This is a genomic window from Enterobacter cloacae complex sp. IR5402 (assembly GCF_049238125.1).
Taxonomy (GTDB): Bacteria; Pseudomonadota; Gammaproteobacteria; order Enterobacterales; family Enterobacteriaceae; genus Enterobacter; species Enterobacter hormaechei_C.
This window is the reverse complement of the sequence record NZ_JBMKHO010000002.1, coordinates 433972-451334: the sequence shown is the minus strand read 5'-3', so window position 1 is coordinate 451334 and position 17363 is coordinate 433972. Positions and strand designations below refer to the sequence as shown.

Here is a 17363-nt window from a genome sequence, read left to right as displayed (position 1 = left end):
CGTTACAGCGTTTGCAGCAGGCTCGCTAACTGGCGATTAATCACCTGCTGATTGAATTCTGCTTCAACTTTTTGCCGCGCATTTTGCAGCACAGGGATCAGCGTTTGCTGATCGATATCACTGAACGCGGCCAGACGATCCGCCAGCGCCAGCGCATTGTTTTCAGGGACCAGCCAGCCGGAATGCTCAGAGGTGATCAGCTCCGGGATCCCGCTGTGCAGGGTCGAGACTACCGGAATGCCGACCGCCATCGCCTCCATCAGCGCCACGGGAATGCCTTCCATATCGCCGTCGGCGCCGGTTACGGAAGGCAGCAGGAACACATCCGCGTCATCAAGCATGCCTTTCACTTCGTGGCTCGGCTTGAAGCCCGGCATCTCGACCACGTCTTCCAGCTGATACTGTTCAATCAGCGTGCGCAGGCGACGCTCCCACGGCCCGATACCCAGGATGCGGTAGTGGAAGTCCACGCCGCGCGCCTTCAGCTGGCGACAGGCTTCGATGGCTACGTGCAGCCCTTTCTTTTCAGTCAGGCGGGCAACAGAGATAATTTGCAGCGGCTTGCCCGGCACCTTGACCGGTCGCTGGGTGAAGCGTTCCATGTCCACGCCCATGCGTGAAACGGTGATTTTCTCGCTCGGGCACCCCATGGTTTTCAGGCGCCCGGCCCACAGGTTGCTTATCGGCAGCATCATGTCGCCACGGCGGAACAGCTGCTGATATTCCGGTGTGTAGTGGTTCAACACTTCCCGGCTGGAGATGTCGATACCGTGGAAAATGGTTGCGATTTTGCCGTCAATCACCCCCAGCTCACGCAGTTTTGCCGCCGTTACGCCCGCCGGGCCAAAGTGGGCGATAAAGACATCGGCCCGGTACGGCTGGGCCGTTTGCCCGCAAATGGCGGATAAGATCAGGTTGCGGGCCTCCGCCCCATAGCGCGACATATTCAGCGCCCGCCACGTCGAGGCGCGATGCAGGCCGCGCAGCGTCTGTCCGGCGCGATGGCGCAGTTTGTTCATCCGTCCGGCGGGTTCATCCTGCAACCAGCGGGTTTTTGCCTCCAGCCCATACCGGGTATACGCCGCATGGGTGTTTTGCGTATCGCCCTTTTGCAGGGCGATAATCTCCACGTCATACCCCATATCGATAAACGCGGTGATTTGGTTCAGCACAAAAGTTTCAGACGACAGCGGAAATTTCAGTAAGAAGAAACCAACCTTCATTTCCCCTCCCGGACGCGGTCGAGTACGGATTTCACCATGCCAATACCTTTTTCGCGTTCGGCTTTTACCGCTACCGCCAGACGTTCGTTGATCGCATGCAGCTGGCCGAGCGTGTCGCCCACCATCGCACCCAGCGATCCGTCCAGCAGATGACGAATATCAACGGCCATTTCCGGCATACCGAGCTGCTGCATAATGCCCGCGGACTTGTGCTCGTAGTTAATGGCGATGGCTGGCGTGCCGAAGTTCATCGAGATAATGGCCGAGTGCAGACGCGTGCCCACGGTCAGGTCGCAGGCGGAGAGCAGCTTGCCCATCTCCAGATCGTTCAGCTCGTCCATCACCACGTGATAGCGGGACGGATCGTTCACCAGGTTGCGCAGGTTGAGCGCCACCATACGGTCATCTTTGTTGTAGCTGTCGATACCGGTACAGGTGGAAAGCGCCAGCACCTGGTAACCGCTGTCCAGCACGCGGTTCACCACGTCGGCAAAGGCTTTCTCGTACGCCGCCTGGGTCGTGCCGAGGCGTTTATCGAACGGCGCAAGTTCACGCAGGGTAATGGCGACGGTTTTCTGCTTTGCCGCCATGTCCAGCCAGTGCTGTACCGCGTAGCTGGCCTGGAAGCTGTCATCCTGATGATCCACCAGCCAGGCGGTGTCTACACCGTGCTCCACTTTGGTGGTGTCGATTTCGCTGCGCTTCATCATGTCGAGGCTGACCGATTCACGCAGGATCAGCGCGTCGCAGTGGCCGAAGACATAGTTCGCCAGCTGGTTAAACTGCGGATCCTGGAATGGCCCGACGCTGTGGCCAATCATAAACAGCGGCTTTTTCGCCATGAATGTACAAAGCGCATGCTCAAACTGCGGCACGCCGTACAGATCGACGAAGAACGAACCGCCCACCTGAATAATGGCGTCATAGCCGGACAGCAGACGCACAAAATCGGTAAAGCCCTGCGCAATGGCGATGTTGCGCAGCTTGCCGGTGTCGGTCACGCGAGAAAGCAGCACCTGATGCTGGTAGCGGCGACGCAGCACTTTCTTCACGCGCCCCATCACGCCCGCAGCGTTGTTGTGCTGTTTCATATGGCTGTAGAGCGGGTCGCCCATCACCGGGCGGTTCAGTAACCAGGATGAGCTGACCGGATAACGGCTCATCACATCCACTTCTGTCTCAGGCTTAAGGGTGTTAATTGCATCCAGTAAACCGCGCAGGATGGCGCTGTCGCCACGGTTGCCGCAGGTATGGTTGCCAAGAATAAGTAATTTCATAATGGCCTCGTAAAATTAGCCTGCGCGAAGCAGCGTTTTCATTTTTTCGTTACGGCAAAACTGGCGCTTCATCTCGACCACCAGCGCATTGCGTGACAGCACAATCATCACGCCAAAAGCCAGCGCGCCTGCCGCGACCTGCACCGCAAGCAGCGCCGCCAGCGGCAGATGTCCGTTGAGCACCACGCCCAGGCCGTAGCTCACCGCAAGCGTCGGCAAGGAGAGATAAAACGGCAGCCACAGGCTGAGAATGTACTGACGGTAGCTGGAGCCCAGCACCGGTTTGATCATCACGAAGTAGCTCAGCACGGTATTGACGATTTGCACCAGCAGGAAGCCGAGCGTCACGCCAATGGCGCCCGCCGTGTGGCCGCCCACAATAATTGCCGGAATAAACAGGAAGGTTTTAAACACGTTGAACTTGAAGCTGATATCCACGCGCGCCTTCGCCATTAGCAGAGAACCAATCGGGTTCCCCACCGAGCGCAGCAGCCCCACGACGCACAGCAGTTGCAGGATCGGGATGATGCTGTTCCACTTCTCGCCAAACACCAGCGGTACGAAATTGCTGGCAACCACCATCAGCCCCAGCAGCACCGGGAAGTTGATGATCCCCACGACGGAGAGCAGCTTGTAAAAGTTCACGCGCAGCTTTTCGGTATCGTCCTGAATTTTGGCGAACGCCGGGAACAGCACGCGGGTAATGATAGGGTTGAGCTTCATCGGCGGGACAACCGCGACGTTATACGCCAGGTTGTAGCCACCCGCGACGCTCGCGCCCAGAATGCGCGCCAGTACCAGCGTGGAGAGGTTAGTATTCACGTAGTTGATAATGCTGTCTGCCGTCAGCCACGCGCCGAAGCGCAGGTTGGATGAAACAGACGCCAGCGAAAAATGCAGCCCCGGGCGATAAATCTTACGGCCAAAAAAGCCGAACAGCAGCGTGCGCACGGCAGAGTTAACGAGGTAGCCGAGGATGGCGGTCATCGCCAGCGGCCAGAAATGGGCGCTGACCACGGTGAAGGTAAAGCCCGCCAGCACGGCGCTGGTCTCAATCATGCCGATTTTGTTGAACTCCAGCTCTTTCTGCATCAGCGCGCGGAACTGCTGCCCGTGCGGGATCACCACGAAAGCGAACGACAGGGTGCGCATCAGCGGCGCCAGGTCCGGGTTATGCAGCACGCCGGCAATCACATCGCTCAGCAGGAACACCAGCACAAAAACGAAGATACCCAGCCCGACGTTCAGCCAGTAGAGGGTGGTCAGCTCCAGATGGCTGATCTCTTTGCGCTGGATAATGGAGTTGGCGATACCAAAGTCCGACAGCGTATCGGCCAGGGCGATAATCACCAGCGAGACAGTCAGCAGACCAAACTGGTGATTATCGATAATGCGCGCCAGCACCGTCATCTGCACCAGGCCGAGGCCAATGATGACGATGGTGGCCATGGCTGACCATTTCGCACCGCTGATGGTTTTTTCTCGTAAGCTCATCTTAGTACGCCGCTTTGTTCACGAAACCTTTGAAAATGGTCAGAAAAACAATCTTGATATCGAACCAGAGGCTCCACTCGCGGATGTACTCCAGATCGAACTCGATACGTTTTTCCATTTTTTCCAGCGTGTCGGTCTCGCCGCGCCAGCCGTTGATCTGCGCCCAGCCGGTGATGCCCGGCTTCACCTTATGGCGCAGCATGTAGCCTTCAATCAGGGTACGGTACTGCTCGTTATGGGCCACGGCGTGAGGACGAGGCCCGACGATGGACATCCCGCCGGTGAACACGTTAATGAACTGCGGCAGTTCATCGAGCGAGGTACGGCGCAGGAAGTTGCCCACACGGGTGACGCGCGGATCGTTCTGCGTCGCCTGGGTCACCACCTTGTCGTTCTCCATCACCTTCATGGAGCGGAATTTCCACACCATGATCGGCTTACCGTCCATGCCGTAGCGGGTCTGACGGAAGATGATCGGCCCCGGCGAGCTGAGCTTCACCGCCAGCGCAATACAGCACAGCACCGGGGAGATGAGCAGCAGGATCAGAGACGAAAGCACGATATCTTCCACGCGCTTCAGCACGCGGTTAATCCCCGACAGCGGCGTGTCGTACAGCGGAACAACCGGTACCCCGTTCACCTCTTCAATACGGGAGTGGAGAATATTGAAGGTGAAGACATCCGGGATGAGGATCACCGAGCAGGTGGTATCCGCCAGCTCGCGCATCAGTTTCTTGATGCGGGATTCATCTTTCATCTGCATGGCGATGTAGACGTTATGAATTTTGCCGGCTTTCGCATCGTCAATAAGCTGTTCGTAGTTACCAGCCCAGTCGGACGGCACGCCGCCGGGCTTCGCGTCGTGATAAATCCCGACCACTTCAAAACCTAACCACGGCTCTTTGCGGAAGCTGTCGAGCAACACCTGCCCCACCGCCAGATCGCCCGCCACGGCAACGAAGCGACGGTTATACCCGCGGTTGCGCAGCCAGCCCGCGCCAAAGCGGATCAGCGAGCGGCAGACCACCATGCCAATGCTGGTTAACAGATACCAGCAGAGATAGGTCACAAGACGGTTATCAACATCATGGCTGAACGCCACCAGGCCTGCGCTGAAAATCAGGCTTAAGGTCCAGTTCTGGAGCAGCAGCATCAGTTCGGTGGTCATTTTGACGCCGCGCCATGAACGATAGAAATCGGTCATGCCGCCGATCATCTGAAACACCACCAGCGCAATCAACGCCATCAGCAAGTGCATGTATAAAAACGACTGCCCGCTGACCCAACACACCGCCCACAGTCCGCCGACCATGATGGTGATATCAGAAAAACGCTGCACCATAGAGATTAACGATGCATTCGTTCTCGCTCGTTCGCGCTTTTTTAGATTTGTCATCGTTGTTCCTGTATTCGGTTCCCCCTCCCACCGGGAGGGGCAGTTATTACTGATTCAACAGCGCCAGAATGTCCTTCGTTCGGGCTTCCATCAGCGCGGTGTCAGCGCGGGACTCCACGTTCAGGCGCACCACCGGCTCGGTATTGGACGAGCGCAGGTTGAAGCGCCACTGCGGGAACGCCATGCTGATACCGTCGGTACGGTCAATCTCCAGCGCATGAATGGCAAAGTGCTGTTCCACGCGGGCAATGGCCTCAGCGGGCTGCGCCAGTTTGCTGTTGATCTCACCGCTCGCCGGGAACGCCGCCATGCGGTCGCGCACCAGTTCGCCCAGGCTCTGCCCTTTCAGGCACAGCAGCTCGGTCACCAGCAGCCACGGGATCATCCCGCTGTCGCAGTAGGCAAAATCACGGAAATAGTGGTGGGCGCTCATCTCGCCGCCGTAGATGGCGTCTTCCTCACGCATACGCTCTTTGATAAACGCGTGGCCGGTTTTGGACATCACCGGCTCGCCGCCCGCGGCCTTCACCACGTCGACGGTGTTCCAGGAAAGACGCGGATCGTGAATGATTTTCGCCCTCGGGTTTTTCTCGAGGAACGCTTCCGCCAGCAGGCCAACGATGTAGTAGCCTTCGATAAACTGCCCTTTCTCATCGAACAGGAAGCAGCGGTCGAAATCGCCGTCAAAGGCGATACCCATATCGGCGCCGTGCTCAATCACCGCGTTGCGGGTGTCGTCGCGGCACTCCGGCAGCAGCGGGTTAGGAATACCGTTCGGGAAGTTGCCGTCTGGCGTGTTGTGCACTTTGACGAAGGTCACCGGCACGTTCAGCGCCTTAAAGCGGGCTTCAAGTGCATCGACAATCGGGCCTGCCGCGCCGTTGCCGGAGTTAATCACCAGCTTCAGCGGTTTGAGGTTCGCCACGTTGATGTAGCCCAGCAGGTGGTCGATGTACTCTTTTTGCAGGTTAATCTGCTTATAGCTGCCGCGCTTCGCTTCGTTCACCGGCGGGAAGTCGTTGGCCTCGGCCAGACGCTGCACGTCACGCAGACCGGTGTCGCCGCTGATAGGACGCGCGCCCTTGCGCACCAGCTTCATGCCGTTGTAGTCCATCGGGTTATGGCTGGCGGTCACTTCGATACCGCCGTCCACGCCCAGGTGGAAGGTGGCAAAATAGATCTCTTCGGTACCGGAAAGGCCAATGTCCAGCACATCGACGCCCGCGTCCTGTAGCCCTTTCGCCAGCGCCAGCTTCAGGGATTCGCTGGTCAGACGCACGTCGCCGCCCAGCACGATAGTTTGTGGTTTCAGGTATTCGCCGTACGCGCGGCCGATGCGCCACGCAATGTCTTCGTTCAGCTCTTCGCCCAGCTTGCCGCGAATATCGTAGGCTTTAAAACAGGTTAATTTTTCCATGATGACCCCTTTTTCAGGCAACAGTTGGCCCTGACCATGTAATGGCCAAATTTATTTTTTTCATTCGTAGGCCCGGTAAGCGCAGCGCCACCGGGCATGATGCGGAGTGCTACACGCGCCCGTAGCGATCCTGGAAGCGGATGATGTCGTCCTCTTCCAGATAGGAGCCGGAACGCACCTCAATTAAGTCGAGCGGAATTTTCCCCGGGTTTTCCAGACAGTGCGTGGCGCCCAGCGGAATATAAATGGACTCGTTTTCACCGAGCAGCTTCACTTCACCGTCGATGGTCACTTTGGCGGTCCCTGCCACCACCACCCAGTGTTCGGCGCGGTGATGGTGCATCTGCACCGACAGCCCTTCTCCCGGCTTCACGGTGATGCGTTTCACCTGATAACGCTCGCCGGCGTCGATGGAGTCATATTTGCCCCACGGGCGGTAGACTTCACGGTGAATATGGTGTTCGTGACGGCCATCGGCCTTGATCTTCTCCACCACTTTTTTAACGTCCTGCACGGCATTACGGTCGGCAATCAGCACCGCGTCTTTGGTCTGCACGACCACCAGATCCTTCACCCCTACCGTGGTGACGAGGCCAGATTCGGCGTAGACGTAGCTGTTTTCCGTTTTGTGGCTGATCACATCCCCGTGATGGACGTTACCTTCCGGGGTATGCGCGCTGATCTCCCACAGTGACGACCAGGAGCCGACGTCGCTCCAGCCTGCATCCATCGGTACCACTACCGCATCTGCCGTGCGTTCCATTACCGCATAATCAATGGACTCTTCCGGACAGGCGAGGAAGGCTTCTTCGTCCACGCGAATAAAATCGAGATCCGGATCCACCACCGCCATCGCTTTTTCGCAGGCGCTTAAGATATCCGGACGGTATTTTTCCAGCTCTTCCAGGTAGCGACCGGCGCGGAACAGGAACATACCGCTGTTCCAGTAGTATTCACCGCTGGCGACATACGCCTGCGCGGTTTCCAGATTCGGTTTTTCGACAAACTGCGCCACGTCAAAGGCCACGCTGTCGCCTTCACCAGGCGTAACGCTGCCGCGGCGAATGTAGCCATAGCCAGTTTCCGGGAGATCCGGCACGATGCCGAAGGTCACCAGCTTGCCGTTCTCAGCGTAAGGAATCGCCGCGCGAACCGCGTCGCGGAAGGCCTCTTCCTGCTGAATAACGTGGTCAGCCGCCAGCACCAGCATCAGCGGGTCGCAGTCCGGGCTGCTGCGTTTTGCTGCCAGCGCCGCAAGGGCAATGGCAGGCGCCGTGTTGCGTCCGGCAGGCTCCAGAATGATATTTTCGGTCAGTTTGTTCAGCTGGCGCAGCTGCTCCGCAACGATAAAGCGGTGCTGCTCGTTACAGATCACCACCGGGCTTTCACACTCCACGCCGTGCAGACGGTTAACCGTCGTTTGCAGCATGGTGAGGTCGCCTTTCAGGCACAGAAATTGTTTTGGATAAAGCACGCGGGACAGTGGCCACAACCGGCTCCCGGATCCACCCGCCATTACGACCGGATACAAAGTGGTTTGACTCATGATTTATCCCCGTATATCTGCAATAAATTGGCTCAGCACGTTCTCTTTCTCGAGCGTGCGTTCGGCATATTCACGTGCCACCGTGTTCTCTTTTGGCATGGCGAGTGCCTGCTCAATTCCGGTCACCAGCGCAGGAACCGATTCAGGCTCTACGCAAACGGCAATGCCCGGGTAGCTGTTGCACAGCTGGCCTAATTCTGTTGCGGCTTCTGCCGTAATCACCGCGTTTCCGCCCACTGCCAGAATGTTGGTCAGCTTGGACGGCAGCACCGCATCCGCCGCGCCGCGTTTTTGCACCACCAGATGGCAGTCCGCCATTTTCAGCAGCGCGGGCAGCGCGTCATAAGACTGAAGCGGGAAGAAGCGGATGTTGGTCAGTCCGCGCTCGCTGGCCATTTTTTCCAGCCGCGCTTTACCACCGCCCTGCCCGACTATCACGAACATCCACGGGTGTTCGCTCAGCTGAAGCGCGGCGTCAATCACGCTCTCCAGCCCCTGTTTTTCGCCGATGTTGCCTGAGTAAAGAATGATTTTTTGCTCAGCAGGCAAACCGAGCTGCGCGCGTAACGCCTGCGCATCCTGGTCTGTCACATCGCGGAAGCGCGCCACTTCGGACCAGTTCGGAAAGAAGATCACTTTTTCCGCCGGGACGCCCTTCTCCTGCGCCTTGTTCATCATCGAGCGCGAGATGGTCGAGACGTAATCCACGTTGTGCAGGCCGCTGCGCTCAAAGGCGCTGGCGAGCTTCGCCACCTTGCCGCCCTTGCCTTTCCCGGCCATACCCAGCCCGAGCATGGCGTCCACTTCATAATCCTGAATGTGCAGCAGGGTGCGCGCGCCGGAGAGTTTTCCCAGCAGGCGCATGCCTGGCGTGCAGAACAGCGTCGGCACCACGCCGATGATGCGATCCGGCTTCCAGCGACGCTGCGCCATCAGCGGGAAGAAACTGCTCAGGGCAAAGCTGCCCAGATGAATTAAACGTTTCAGCGTCGAGGGCTGTTTCGGCACGTAGAGCGGGCAGCGCCAGACGGTCGCGGCGCCCTCTTCGCGGCGGTAGCGCCAGCTGGAATAGCGTTCGCCTACCTTCCACTCCGGGTAATACGGCGGGGCAGTAATCACCCGCACGTCATGTCCCTGGCTCGCCATCCACTCGACCATCTCGCCGGTGTATTTCCCGATACCGGTAAGCTCCGGCGAGTAGTTAATTCCGTAGACGAGGATTTTCATAGACCTGGCACCTCGGCCTGACGTTCCGCAAGGAAGTACGCCCGACTGTTGTCATGGACGTTGTCGCTTGCCAGCAGCGCCTCTGGCGTTAACCAGCGGTAATCGTCATGCTGAGAATCAGGCAGACGCAGGTCTGCCTCACTCACCTTCAGGCGGAACCCCAGCACGACGTAGTGCGTGGTGAACCCGGTGCCTGAAAAGTTATCGTCATAGAAGTGCTGCCAGACCCCGTAAAACTGGCCCGCTGCCATCGGCAGTTGCAGGCCCAGTTCCGCCAGAGTGAGACGCTCGAAGGCATCTGCCAGCGTCTCATCCTTCTGCACGCGCCCGCCGGGCACGAACCAGAAGCCCTGTGCAGGACGATTGGTTCGTTTCCCCAGCAAGAACTCGCCGCGTTCGTTCTCCACGATCAAATCAATTGAGATCAGCGGAGTGGAACGCACTACCGTGGCAAAATCTTCCTGACTTAAAAACATCATTACCCCCGGAAGCGGTGCTGGTTTTCCAGGAACCACTGGTAGGTGCTGGCCAGCCCCTGCTCCAGTGAGACCTCGTGATACCAGCCCAGCTGATGCAGACGGGTCACGTCCAGCAGCTTGCGCGGCGTGCCGTCCGGTTTGGTGGCGTCAAACACCACGCGTCCTTTGTAGCCCACCACCTGCGCGATGGTCTGCGCCAGCTCGCGAATGGTGCAGTCCACGCCGGTCCCGACGTTAATGTGCGACAGCATCGGCTCGGTGTTTTCCTGCCACACTTCGCGATCCAGCTCCATGACGTGAATGCTGGCCGCCGCCATATCGTCCACGTGCAGGAACTCGCGCATTGGCGTACCGCTGCCCCACACGACCACGTCCGGGGCGTTTTCGGCAGTCGCCTCGTGGAAACGACGCAGCAGCGCCGGGATCACGTGGGAATTGCTCGGGTGGAAGTTGTCGTGCGGTCCGTACAGGTTGGTCGGCATCACCGAGCGATAGTCGCGGTTATACTGACGGTTGTAGGATTCACACAGCTTGATCCCGGCAATTTTGGCAATCGCATACGGCTCGTTGGTGGCTTCAAGCGTGCCCTGCAACAGTTCGCTCTCGGCGATCGGCTGCTTCGCCATTTTCGGGTAGATACAAGATGAGCCGAGGAACAGCAGCTTGTTCACGTTGTGCAGATGCGCCGCGTGAATGATGTTGCTCTCAATCATCATGTTCTCGTAGATGAAATCCGCCGGGTAGGTATTGTTAGCGATAATGCCGCCCACCTTCGCCGCCGCCAGATACACCTGGTCGATACGTTCACTGGCGAAGAAGTCCTGCACCGCTTTGCTGTCAAGCAGGTTCAGCTCGTCGCGGGTGCGAACAATCACCTCCACGTCACCGCGCTGTTCCAGCTGGCGAACAATCGCGGAACCCACCATTCCGCGATGACCGGCGACAAAAATACGTTGTTTTGTCATTCTCAGGACTCCAGCGCGATGGCAACCTCGTAGCCATGGGATTTGAGCAGGGAGTGTTTTTTCGCTGCTTCAAGATCTTTGGCCACCATCTCGGATACCATTTCTTGCAGGGTGGTTTCTGGTTTCCAGCCCAGTTTCTCGTGCGCTTTGGTTGGGTCGCCCAGCAGGGTTTCCACTTCAGCAGGACGGAAGTAACGCGGATCAACCTGGACAATCACGTCGCCTGGCTTCACGCCCGGTGCGTCATGGCCGGTCACGGAAACAACGATACCCTTCTCTTCCACGCCGGTGCCTTCGAAGCGCAGCTTGATGCCCAGCTGTGCCGCAGCCATCTCAACGAACTGACGTACGGAGTACTGGACGCCGGTCGCAATCACGAAGTCTTCTGGCTGCTCCTGCTGCAACATCATCCACTGCATTTTCACGTAGTCTTTCGCATGGCCCCAGTCACGCAGGGAATCCATGTTGCCGAGGTGCAGGCAAGACTCCAGGCCCTGAGCGATGTTAGCGATCGCGCGGGTGATTTTGCGGGTCACGAAGGTTTCGCCGCGACGCGGAGATTCGTGGTTGAACAGAATGCCGTTACAGGCGTACATGCCGTAGGATTCACGGTAGTTCACGGTGATCCAGTAGGCGTACAGTTTCGCCACAGCGTACGGAGAACGCGGGTAGAACGGCGTGGTCTCTTTCTGTGGAATTTCCTGCACCAGACCGTACAGCTCAGAGGTAGATGCCTGGTAGAAGCGGGTTTTCTTCTCAAGACCCAGGAAGCGAATCGCTTCCAGCAGACGCAGCGTACCCATGGCGTCCACGTCAGCGGTGTACTCCGGGGACTCGAAGGAAACCGCAACGTGGCTCATCGCCCCCAGGTTGTACACTTCATCCGGCTGTACTTCTTGCAGGATACGGGTCAGGTTGGAGGTATCGGTCAGGTCGCCGTAATGCAGGTGGAATTTCGGGTTCGCCGCGTGAGGATCCTGGTAAATATGATCGACACGCTCGGTATTAAATGAAGAGGCACGACGCTTAATACCGTGAACTTCATACCCTTTTTCCAGCAGTAACTCTGCCAGGTAAGAACCATCCTGCCCGGTAACGCCGGTGATGAGAGCGACTTTAGACATGTTTATATTCCTCTACTTATGAATTTAATCAGTTTCAACGCGTTCGCGTATCACCACTGCGGGGTTGCCACGGCAAATTTTATTTGCCGGAAGCGATTTAAAAACGCTGCTGCGGGCACCGACTACCGTGCCATCGCCAACAGAAACACCGGGTGCAACAAAGACGTCTGTTGCCAGCCAGCATTTTTCACCGATCACAACAGGCGAAGCGGTAATATCAAAATGCGGGCTCATAAAATCGTGGCTGCCGGTGCACAAATAACACTTCTGTGAAACCACCGAATTTGCGCCAATCGTAATCTCACCAAGGGTATATAACACCGCGTCATCCCCAACCCAGGCGTAATCCCCAAGCGTTAATTTCCAGGGATAAGTAATTTTCACCGAAGGTCGAATGACTACGTTTTTTCCTATTTTTGCGCCGAACAGACGCAGTAAAAATGCGCGCCAGCGGTACAGTATTTGCGGCGACCAGGCAAATAACGTTGCCTGTACAGCCCACCACAGTTGAACTTTAATACCGCTCCCGCCCCGAAAACCTTTCGGTACGGAGAATCCATTTAATTCCTGCATTACGTTTCCTTATATCTCAGGCTTTGTTATATAAGGCTTTCGCTTTACCCGTCGTTTTCAGACGTAAGAAATAAGATAATTCCGCCCAGAACCCCGGCACGCGTAATATTTTACGCTGCACGTTTTTCGCATCCTGGCACAGTTCCAGATTATTCGAGGTTGACACGCCGCCCATTGAAAATTCAGATACCAGTCCTTTAATTCGACGGAACGGGTAGCCAGATTTGTAAAGGCTGGCGGCCAGGGCATAATCTGATGACACTTTATAGCGCAAATCGTAAGGCTGTTTTTTCAGACCGCTCATTGGGAAGAAAATAGCCTGATGGCTGGCCGGGAGGCTGTGGTAGATATACCAGCCTGGTTTCGCACCGCGCAGCACTTTTTTCCCCTCGCCGAAATCAAGCAGCGCATCACCGATAAACATGGCATCTTCTTTCTGGCGCGCCAGCTGACGGGCAAACAGCGCCACATCTTCATGGAACACATCGCCGGAATTGAGGAAGATGGCGTAACGCCCCTGCGCCATGTTGATGCCTTTATTCATGGCATCGTAAATGCCTTTATCTTTCTCGCTGATGTAACGTAAGTTAAACTCACCGTTGAGTTTTTCCAGGAACTCCGCCGTGCCGTCGTTCGAGCCGCCATCGACCACGATCCACTCAAACGTGAGGCTCGGATCGCGCGCCAGGTTGCGCAGCGAGCGCCAGGTTTTTACCACCCCTTCGTAGTTACGAAAGGCGACAGTAATGACGCTAAGAAACATAAATCACCTCATTTCGTCATATGCTCGTAATATTCAGCGCCTTGCGCAAAATAAACGGACATACAATTAAGAATGCATATTCCGGGCTAAATATTGACCCGGTAAAAAACAACGACACCGGTGTGAACAGATAAAGTTGCACGCGAAAGTTCTGGTTATCACCAAACGCGTTAATCATCATTTTGAAAACTTTAAACAGATACCACAGTGTCAACAGTACGGCGAACCAGGAAAAATAGATAATTAACAGATACAGACCATTGTCTATGGTTTTACCGACATCCGCACCGTTAAAGATTCCGAATGATGCAACATATTCATAAAGTGAGCCGAATCTTACTACGCCATCTATATGGGTTAAGGAATAACCCACCATCACCAGTGGACCAATGATGCGATAATAGGACGATGACCCTTCCGTTCCCAAATCACCCAGACGCTCAGAAATGTACGGAAACGCAAATATCACGCCCACTAAAAATACCGTCAGAGAGATTATCGCCAGCGGCAGTTTTTTCTTAATCGCCTCTTTGTTCAGGTACTGGAACGCCCACTCCAGCAGGTAAAACAGAATAAACGTCATTACCCCGGAGAACGACCCTGACAGAACGATTCCTGCAAGAATCATAGCATCGGTCTTGGGGGTTTTGATACCGAACTGTTTGATGCTGAGCCAAATTGAGATTAATGCCAGAGCAAAAAACGCCGGTTCAAAATAGAGCGCGGTTGTACGCTTGCCACCAAACTTAATGAAGTTCAGTACATAGCTGTTACTGTATATAAGATATTTCGAAATTATTTCCATCAGGCTGCTTCCGCCTGTGAGAATAATTTGCGCCATCTCCATTGCCGCAAGCACAACAATCAGCCCGACGACAATATAAAAGAACCTGAGGATTTTCCTATAATTGTGCGGAGAAATAGTTTTAAAGCGAATACTCCACACCATGCCAATAATGATAACGATATAAACAAACAGCATGGTGGAGGTGACATATTTGCTGGCGTCCAGCGACTGACCAAAGATGTAGTTAAACGCCGTCAGACCAAACCCGATGCCCAGCGCAATCATCAGCTTTTTGAGGTTAAGCTTGTCAACGTAAAGCAACAGCAGAACCGGCAGGAAGGTGACGATAGTGATCGGGAAGCTTTCACCGAGCTGGGCAATCTTAACGTTGACCAGCAGGTAGATCAGCGGCAGCAGCAGATAACTACAGATTCTGATAGAACGAGACATACTCCTCCAGCATCTGTTGTCCACTGTACGCTTTACGGCTGCGGTTGCGGAACGATTCCAGGTCAGTGCCAAAAACAGCCTGCGCGATATCGGCCTTCGACAACTGCACCAGCGGCAGCACCTCGTTTTCACTGAAGGTTTTACCGCCCGATTTCTCCAGCACTTCCCGCGCGGCGTCGCTGTGGGTGGCAATCACCGGCACGCCGATGGAGAGCGCTTCGCACAGGATCAGCGGGTAGTTGTCCACGCGGGAGCTGAACACCAGCGCGTCCATACCGTTCAGCGCGCTCATCAGTTTGCGTTTGTCGGTTTCAAACCCGTGGTTCACCACGTTAGCGCCTTCAAACGGGGAGAATTTGCCAAAGGTATGCAGCTCAATCTTGTCGCCGAGCGCCATAATGTCGCGCACCAGCTGCTGGTTGGTTTTGCCGTCGTAACGCAGGTCATGGGCGACGACCGCAATTTTCGGCTTACCGGCGGTAACGGCTACGGGCGTCAGTTCGGCCAGGATCGTTTCCGTCGCCACATCAATACCGTTGTTGATGATCTGGCAGCGCCCTGCTCCGTACAGGCTATTAAAAGCATCCGCCACGTGCTGGCTTGGAGAGATGAAGGTGCAGCCGAGCGAGAGCATATCGCGGAACAGCTGACGCTTACCCTCAACCAGCTGATGCGCGCGATCGACCTTCACCGGCGGGTAGTTGCTGAGCGTAGGGCATTTCTGGCAGTTATCTTTCCAGCCTTCGCAGCCGTCGGTAAAGGCGCAGCGTCCGGTCACGCTCCAGTGGTCGTGCAGCGTCCAGACGAATCGGGTATCCGGCTTATGCGCCTTCACCTTGCCACAAAACGCCACCACCTCTTCCAGATTCAGCCAGTAGCTGTGCAACACGTGAAAGTGCAGCACAACCGGGCCGCGAGTGCGGGTGACGGTGCGGTAGAGATTATTCAGGTTGCCGAACAGGTCGCGGTTGAACAGGCGGAACAGCGCGATATTGGCGATGGAGGTCAGACGTGGCGTCTGCTTCAGCACCTGCGGATAGTTATCATGGCTGACGCTTTTCTTGCCACCTTTGCCGTAACCGTAAACGAAGCGCGACTGTAATCCTTTTTGCAGCGCGCGCTGGTGCAGATCCAGCGCTACGCCTGCCGCCCCGCCCTCTGCGAGGCGTACGTTAAATTGCAGAATGTTCATTTTATCACCTTCACGCGGGCTTTCTCGCCCACCACCAGCGCGTTGTCCGGAATGCTGTCCAGCACCACGCTGCCTGCGCCAATCGTCACGTTATTACCCACGGTAATGTCCCCGATCATCACCACGTTGGCGCCCAGCTCGACGTTATTGCCGATGACCGGGCAGGCCAGGCTGTCCGGCCCGCGGTTGCCGATCGTCACCCCGTGGCGAATGGTGAAATCATCACCCGCGACGACGAACTTGTTGATGACCACCGCATAACCGTGATGAATGGTAAAGCGGCGGCCAATGGTGGCAGCGGCCTGAATTTCATAGCCAAAAAAGCATTCGGTGATGATGCGGTACAGCACCAGCACTGGCGCGGCCCAGATATTGTTCAGCACATTTTTTTTGCGCCACACCGAGCAAAAGTGCGCAAAACGGTAGGCCAGAACCATGCAGCACGGGCGCAGGCTCCAGCTGTTAGCGCGACAATCTTCCAGAAACATTATTTCCCCCGAAGCCCGTCAGCCAGACGCTTGCCGTTACGTACCGACAGCAACGTCAGCAACGTGCGCCAGTTCATGCGCTTGTTACGGATCTGATACAGGGTGAAGAGCTGATACTTCCGGCTGGCACGGTCAAACTTGTCCTTGTGCTTGCGGTAAAAATGGAAGTAGCCCGAGAATTTCTTCGGCGACGAGGTGATTTGCATCTCCCCGTGATTGATGTGCAGGATCTGCGTGGCCTCTTCCACCTTCCACGGCTCGCCGTACTCCACCACCATCCGCAGGAAAATGTCGTAATCCTGCGCGGCCTTCAGCTCGGTATCGAACAGGCACTCCTTAAAGCGCCATGCCCAGGTAAACACCTGATTGCCGATAATGTTGCGCTTGTAGAACAGGCGTCGGGAATACGGTGATTTCGGATACAGCGGCAGGCTGGCCGGCTGCGAATAGACCTCGCCCTGGCAGACATAGTCATTGGCATACAGAAACGCGTGGGTCACCAGCTGCGCTTTGTGCGACAGGAAGATCGACAGACGGTTTGGCGTCCATTCGTCATCGTCGTCGATACCGGTCAGATACTGCCCTTTCGCCTGCATAATCGCCTGGTTGCGCACCGCACACGCCCCGGAGTTGATAGCGTTGTGCGTGTACATCACGCGTGGGTCGTTCAGGTCTTCTACAAACTTTTGCAGTTGTTCGTAAGAGGAGGAACAGTCATCCACGATAATCAGTTCCCAGTTATCGTAATCCTGACGCAGGACCGATTTAATCGCGCGGATCGCCAGCTGCTGACGATTCCATGTCGGCATATAGATAGAAATCAAAGGGCGTTGTGTGGTCATATTTTCCCCTCACCCCGGCCCTCTCCCCATAGGGGAGAGGGTGAAAGGCATCCAGTGGTTATCATTACGTTCGTCCCCCAAATCCAGCACCGAACAGTCCCCTCTCCCCTTTGGGGAGAG

General features: G+C 56.2%; 16 protein-coding genes. All 16 read right to left on the bottom strand.

The annotated features are described in order from the left end of the window. Nucleotides 1-2: 2 nt before the first annotated feature. Nucleotides 3-1223 (bottom strand): colanic acid biosynthesis glycosyltransferase WcaL, encoded by a 1221-nt coding sequence (gene wcaL / locus ACOTXL_RS05325; RefSeq protein ID WP_045350267.1) that lies wholly within the window; start codon nucleotides 1221-1223, stop codon nucleotides 3-5. Further along, nucleotides 1220-2500 (bottom strand): colanic acid biosynthesis pyruvyl transferase WcaK, encoded by a 1281-nt coding sequence (gene wcaK / locus ACOTXL_RS05320; RefSeq protein ID WP_045350265.1) that lies wholly within the window; start codon nucleotides 2498-2500, stop codon nucleotides 1220-1222. The genes wcaL and wcaK overlap by 4 nt, the downstream gene beginning before the upstream one ends. A gap of 15 nt (nucleotides 2501-2515) precedes the next feature. Continuing rightward, nucleotides 2516-3994, bottom strand: coding sequence for a colanic acid undecaprenyl disphosphate flippase WzxC (gene wzxC, locus ACOTXL_RS05315; protein ID WP_033487316.1), 1479 nt, complete (start codon nucleotides 3992-3994; stop codon nucleotides 2516-2518). Nucleotide 3995: 1 nt separating this feature from the next. Further along, nucleotides 3996-5390 carry an undecaprenyl-phosphate glucose phosphotransferase gene (gene wcaJ / locus ACOTXL_RS05310; protein ID WP_045350264.1) on the bottom strand — a complete coding sequence of 465 codons (1395 nt, stop codon included), beginning with the start codon at nucleotides 5388-5390 and terminating at the stop codon, nucleotides 3996-3998. Between the two features lie 46 nt (nucleotides 5391-5436). Further along, nucleotides 5437-6807: a colanic acid biosynthesis phosphomannomutase CpsG gene (gene cpsG / locus ACOTXL_RS05305; RefSeq protein ID WP_045350262.1), complete on the bottom strand. Its 1371-nt coding sequence runs from the start codon at nucleotides 6805-6807 to the stop codon at nucleotides 5437-5439. A gap of 109 nt (nucleotides 6808-6916) precedes the next feature. Beyond that, the gene (gene cpsB / locus ACOTXL_RS05300) at nucleotides 6917-8353 is read right to left on the bottom strand and encodes a mannose-1-phosphate guanyltransferase (protein WP_003863522.1); all 1437 of its coding nucleotides are present in this window, start codon (nucleotides 8351-8353) and stop codon (nucleotides 6917-6919) included. Between the two features lie 3 nt (nucleotides 8354-8356). Next, nucleotides 8357-9580 carry a colanic acid biosynthesis fucosyltransferase WcaI gene (gene wcaI / locus ACOTXL_RS05295; protein WP_022651482.1) on the bottom strand — a complete coding sequence of 408 codons (1224 nt, stop codon included), beginning with the start codon at nucleotides 9578-9580 and terminating at the stop codon, nucleotides 8357-8359. Then, the gene (locus ACOTXL_RS05290) at nucleotides 9577-10056 is read right to left on the bottom strand and encodes a GDP-mannose mannosyl hydrolase (protein WP_057979975.1); all 480 of its coding nucleotides are present in this window, start codon (nucleotides 10054-10056) and stop codon (nucleotides 9577-9579) included. Before ACOTXL_RS05290 ends, wcaI begins: the two co-directional genes overlap by 4 nt. A 2-nt stretch (nucleotides 10057-10058) precedes the next feature. After that, entirely contained in the window at nucleotides 10059-11024 is a 966-nt protein-coding gene (gene fcl / locus ACOTXL_RS05285) for a GDP-L-fucose synthase (RefSeq protein WP_003863516.1), read from the bottom strand. 2 nt (nucleotides 11025-11026) lie between these two features. Beyond that, nucleotides 11027-12148, bottom strand: a complete 1122-nt coding sequence (gene gmd / locus ACOTXL_RS05280) for a GDP-mannose 4,6-dehydratase (protein WP_003863514.1) — start codon at nucleotides 12146-12148, stop codon at nucleotides 11027-11029. A 24-nt stretch (nucleotides 12149-12172) separates the two neighbouring features. Continuing rightward, nucleotides 12173-12721 carry a colanic acid biosynthesis acetyltransferase WcaF gene (gene wcaF, locus ACOTXL_RS05275; RefSeq protein WP_003863512.1) on the bottom strand — a complete coding sequence of 183 codons (549 nt, stop codon included), beginning with the start codon at nucleotides 12719-12721 and terminating at the stop codon, nucleotides 12173-12175. Nucleotides 12722-12737: 16 nt separating this feature from the next. Then, nucleotides 12738-13484 (bottom strand): colanic acid biosynthesis glycosyltransferase WcaE, encoded by a 747-nt coding sequence (wcaE, locus tag ACOTXL_RS05270; RefSeq protein ID WP_003863510.1) that lies wholly within the window; start codon nucleotides 13482-13484, stop codon nucleotides 12738-12740. A 16-nt stretch (nucleotides 13485-13500) separates the two neighbouring features. Beyond that, nucleotides 13501-14721, bottom strand: a complete 1221-nt coding sequence (wcaD, locus tag ACOTXL_RS05265) for a colanic acid polymerase WcaD (RefSeq protein WP_045350260.1) — start codon at nucleotides 14719-14721, stop codon at nucleotides 13501-13503. Then, nucleotides 14696-15913 (bottom strand): colanic acid biosynthesis glycosyltransferase WcaC, encoded by a 1218-nt coding sequence (gene wcaC, locus ACOTXL_RS05260; RefSeq protein WP_045350258.1) that lies wholly within the window; start codon nucleotides 15911-15913, stop codon nucleotides 14696-14698. Before wcaC ends, wcaD begins: the two co-directional genes overlap by 26 nt. After that, the gene (gene wcaB / locus ACOTXL_RS05255; RefSeq protein ID WP_023314473.1) at nucleotides 15910-16401 is read right to left on the bottom strand and encodes a colanic acid biosynthesis acetyltransferase WcaB; all 492 of its coding nucleotides are present in this window, start codon (nucleotides 16399-16401) and stop codon (nucleotides 15910-15912) included. Before wcaB ends, wcaC begins: the two co-directional genes overlap by 4 nt. Then, nucleotides 16401-17243, bottom strand: a complete 843-nt coding sequence (wcaA, locus tag ACOTXL_RS05250) for a colanic acid biosynthesis glycosyltransferase WcaA (RefSeq protein ID WP_017693085.1) — start codon at nucleotides 17241-17243, stop codon at nucleotides 16401-16403. The genes wcaB and wcaA overlap by 1 nt, the downstream gene beginning before the upstream one ends. Nucleotides 17244-17363 lie beyond the last annotated feature (120 nt).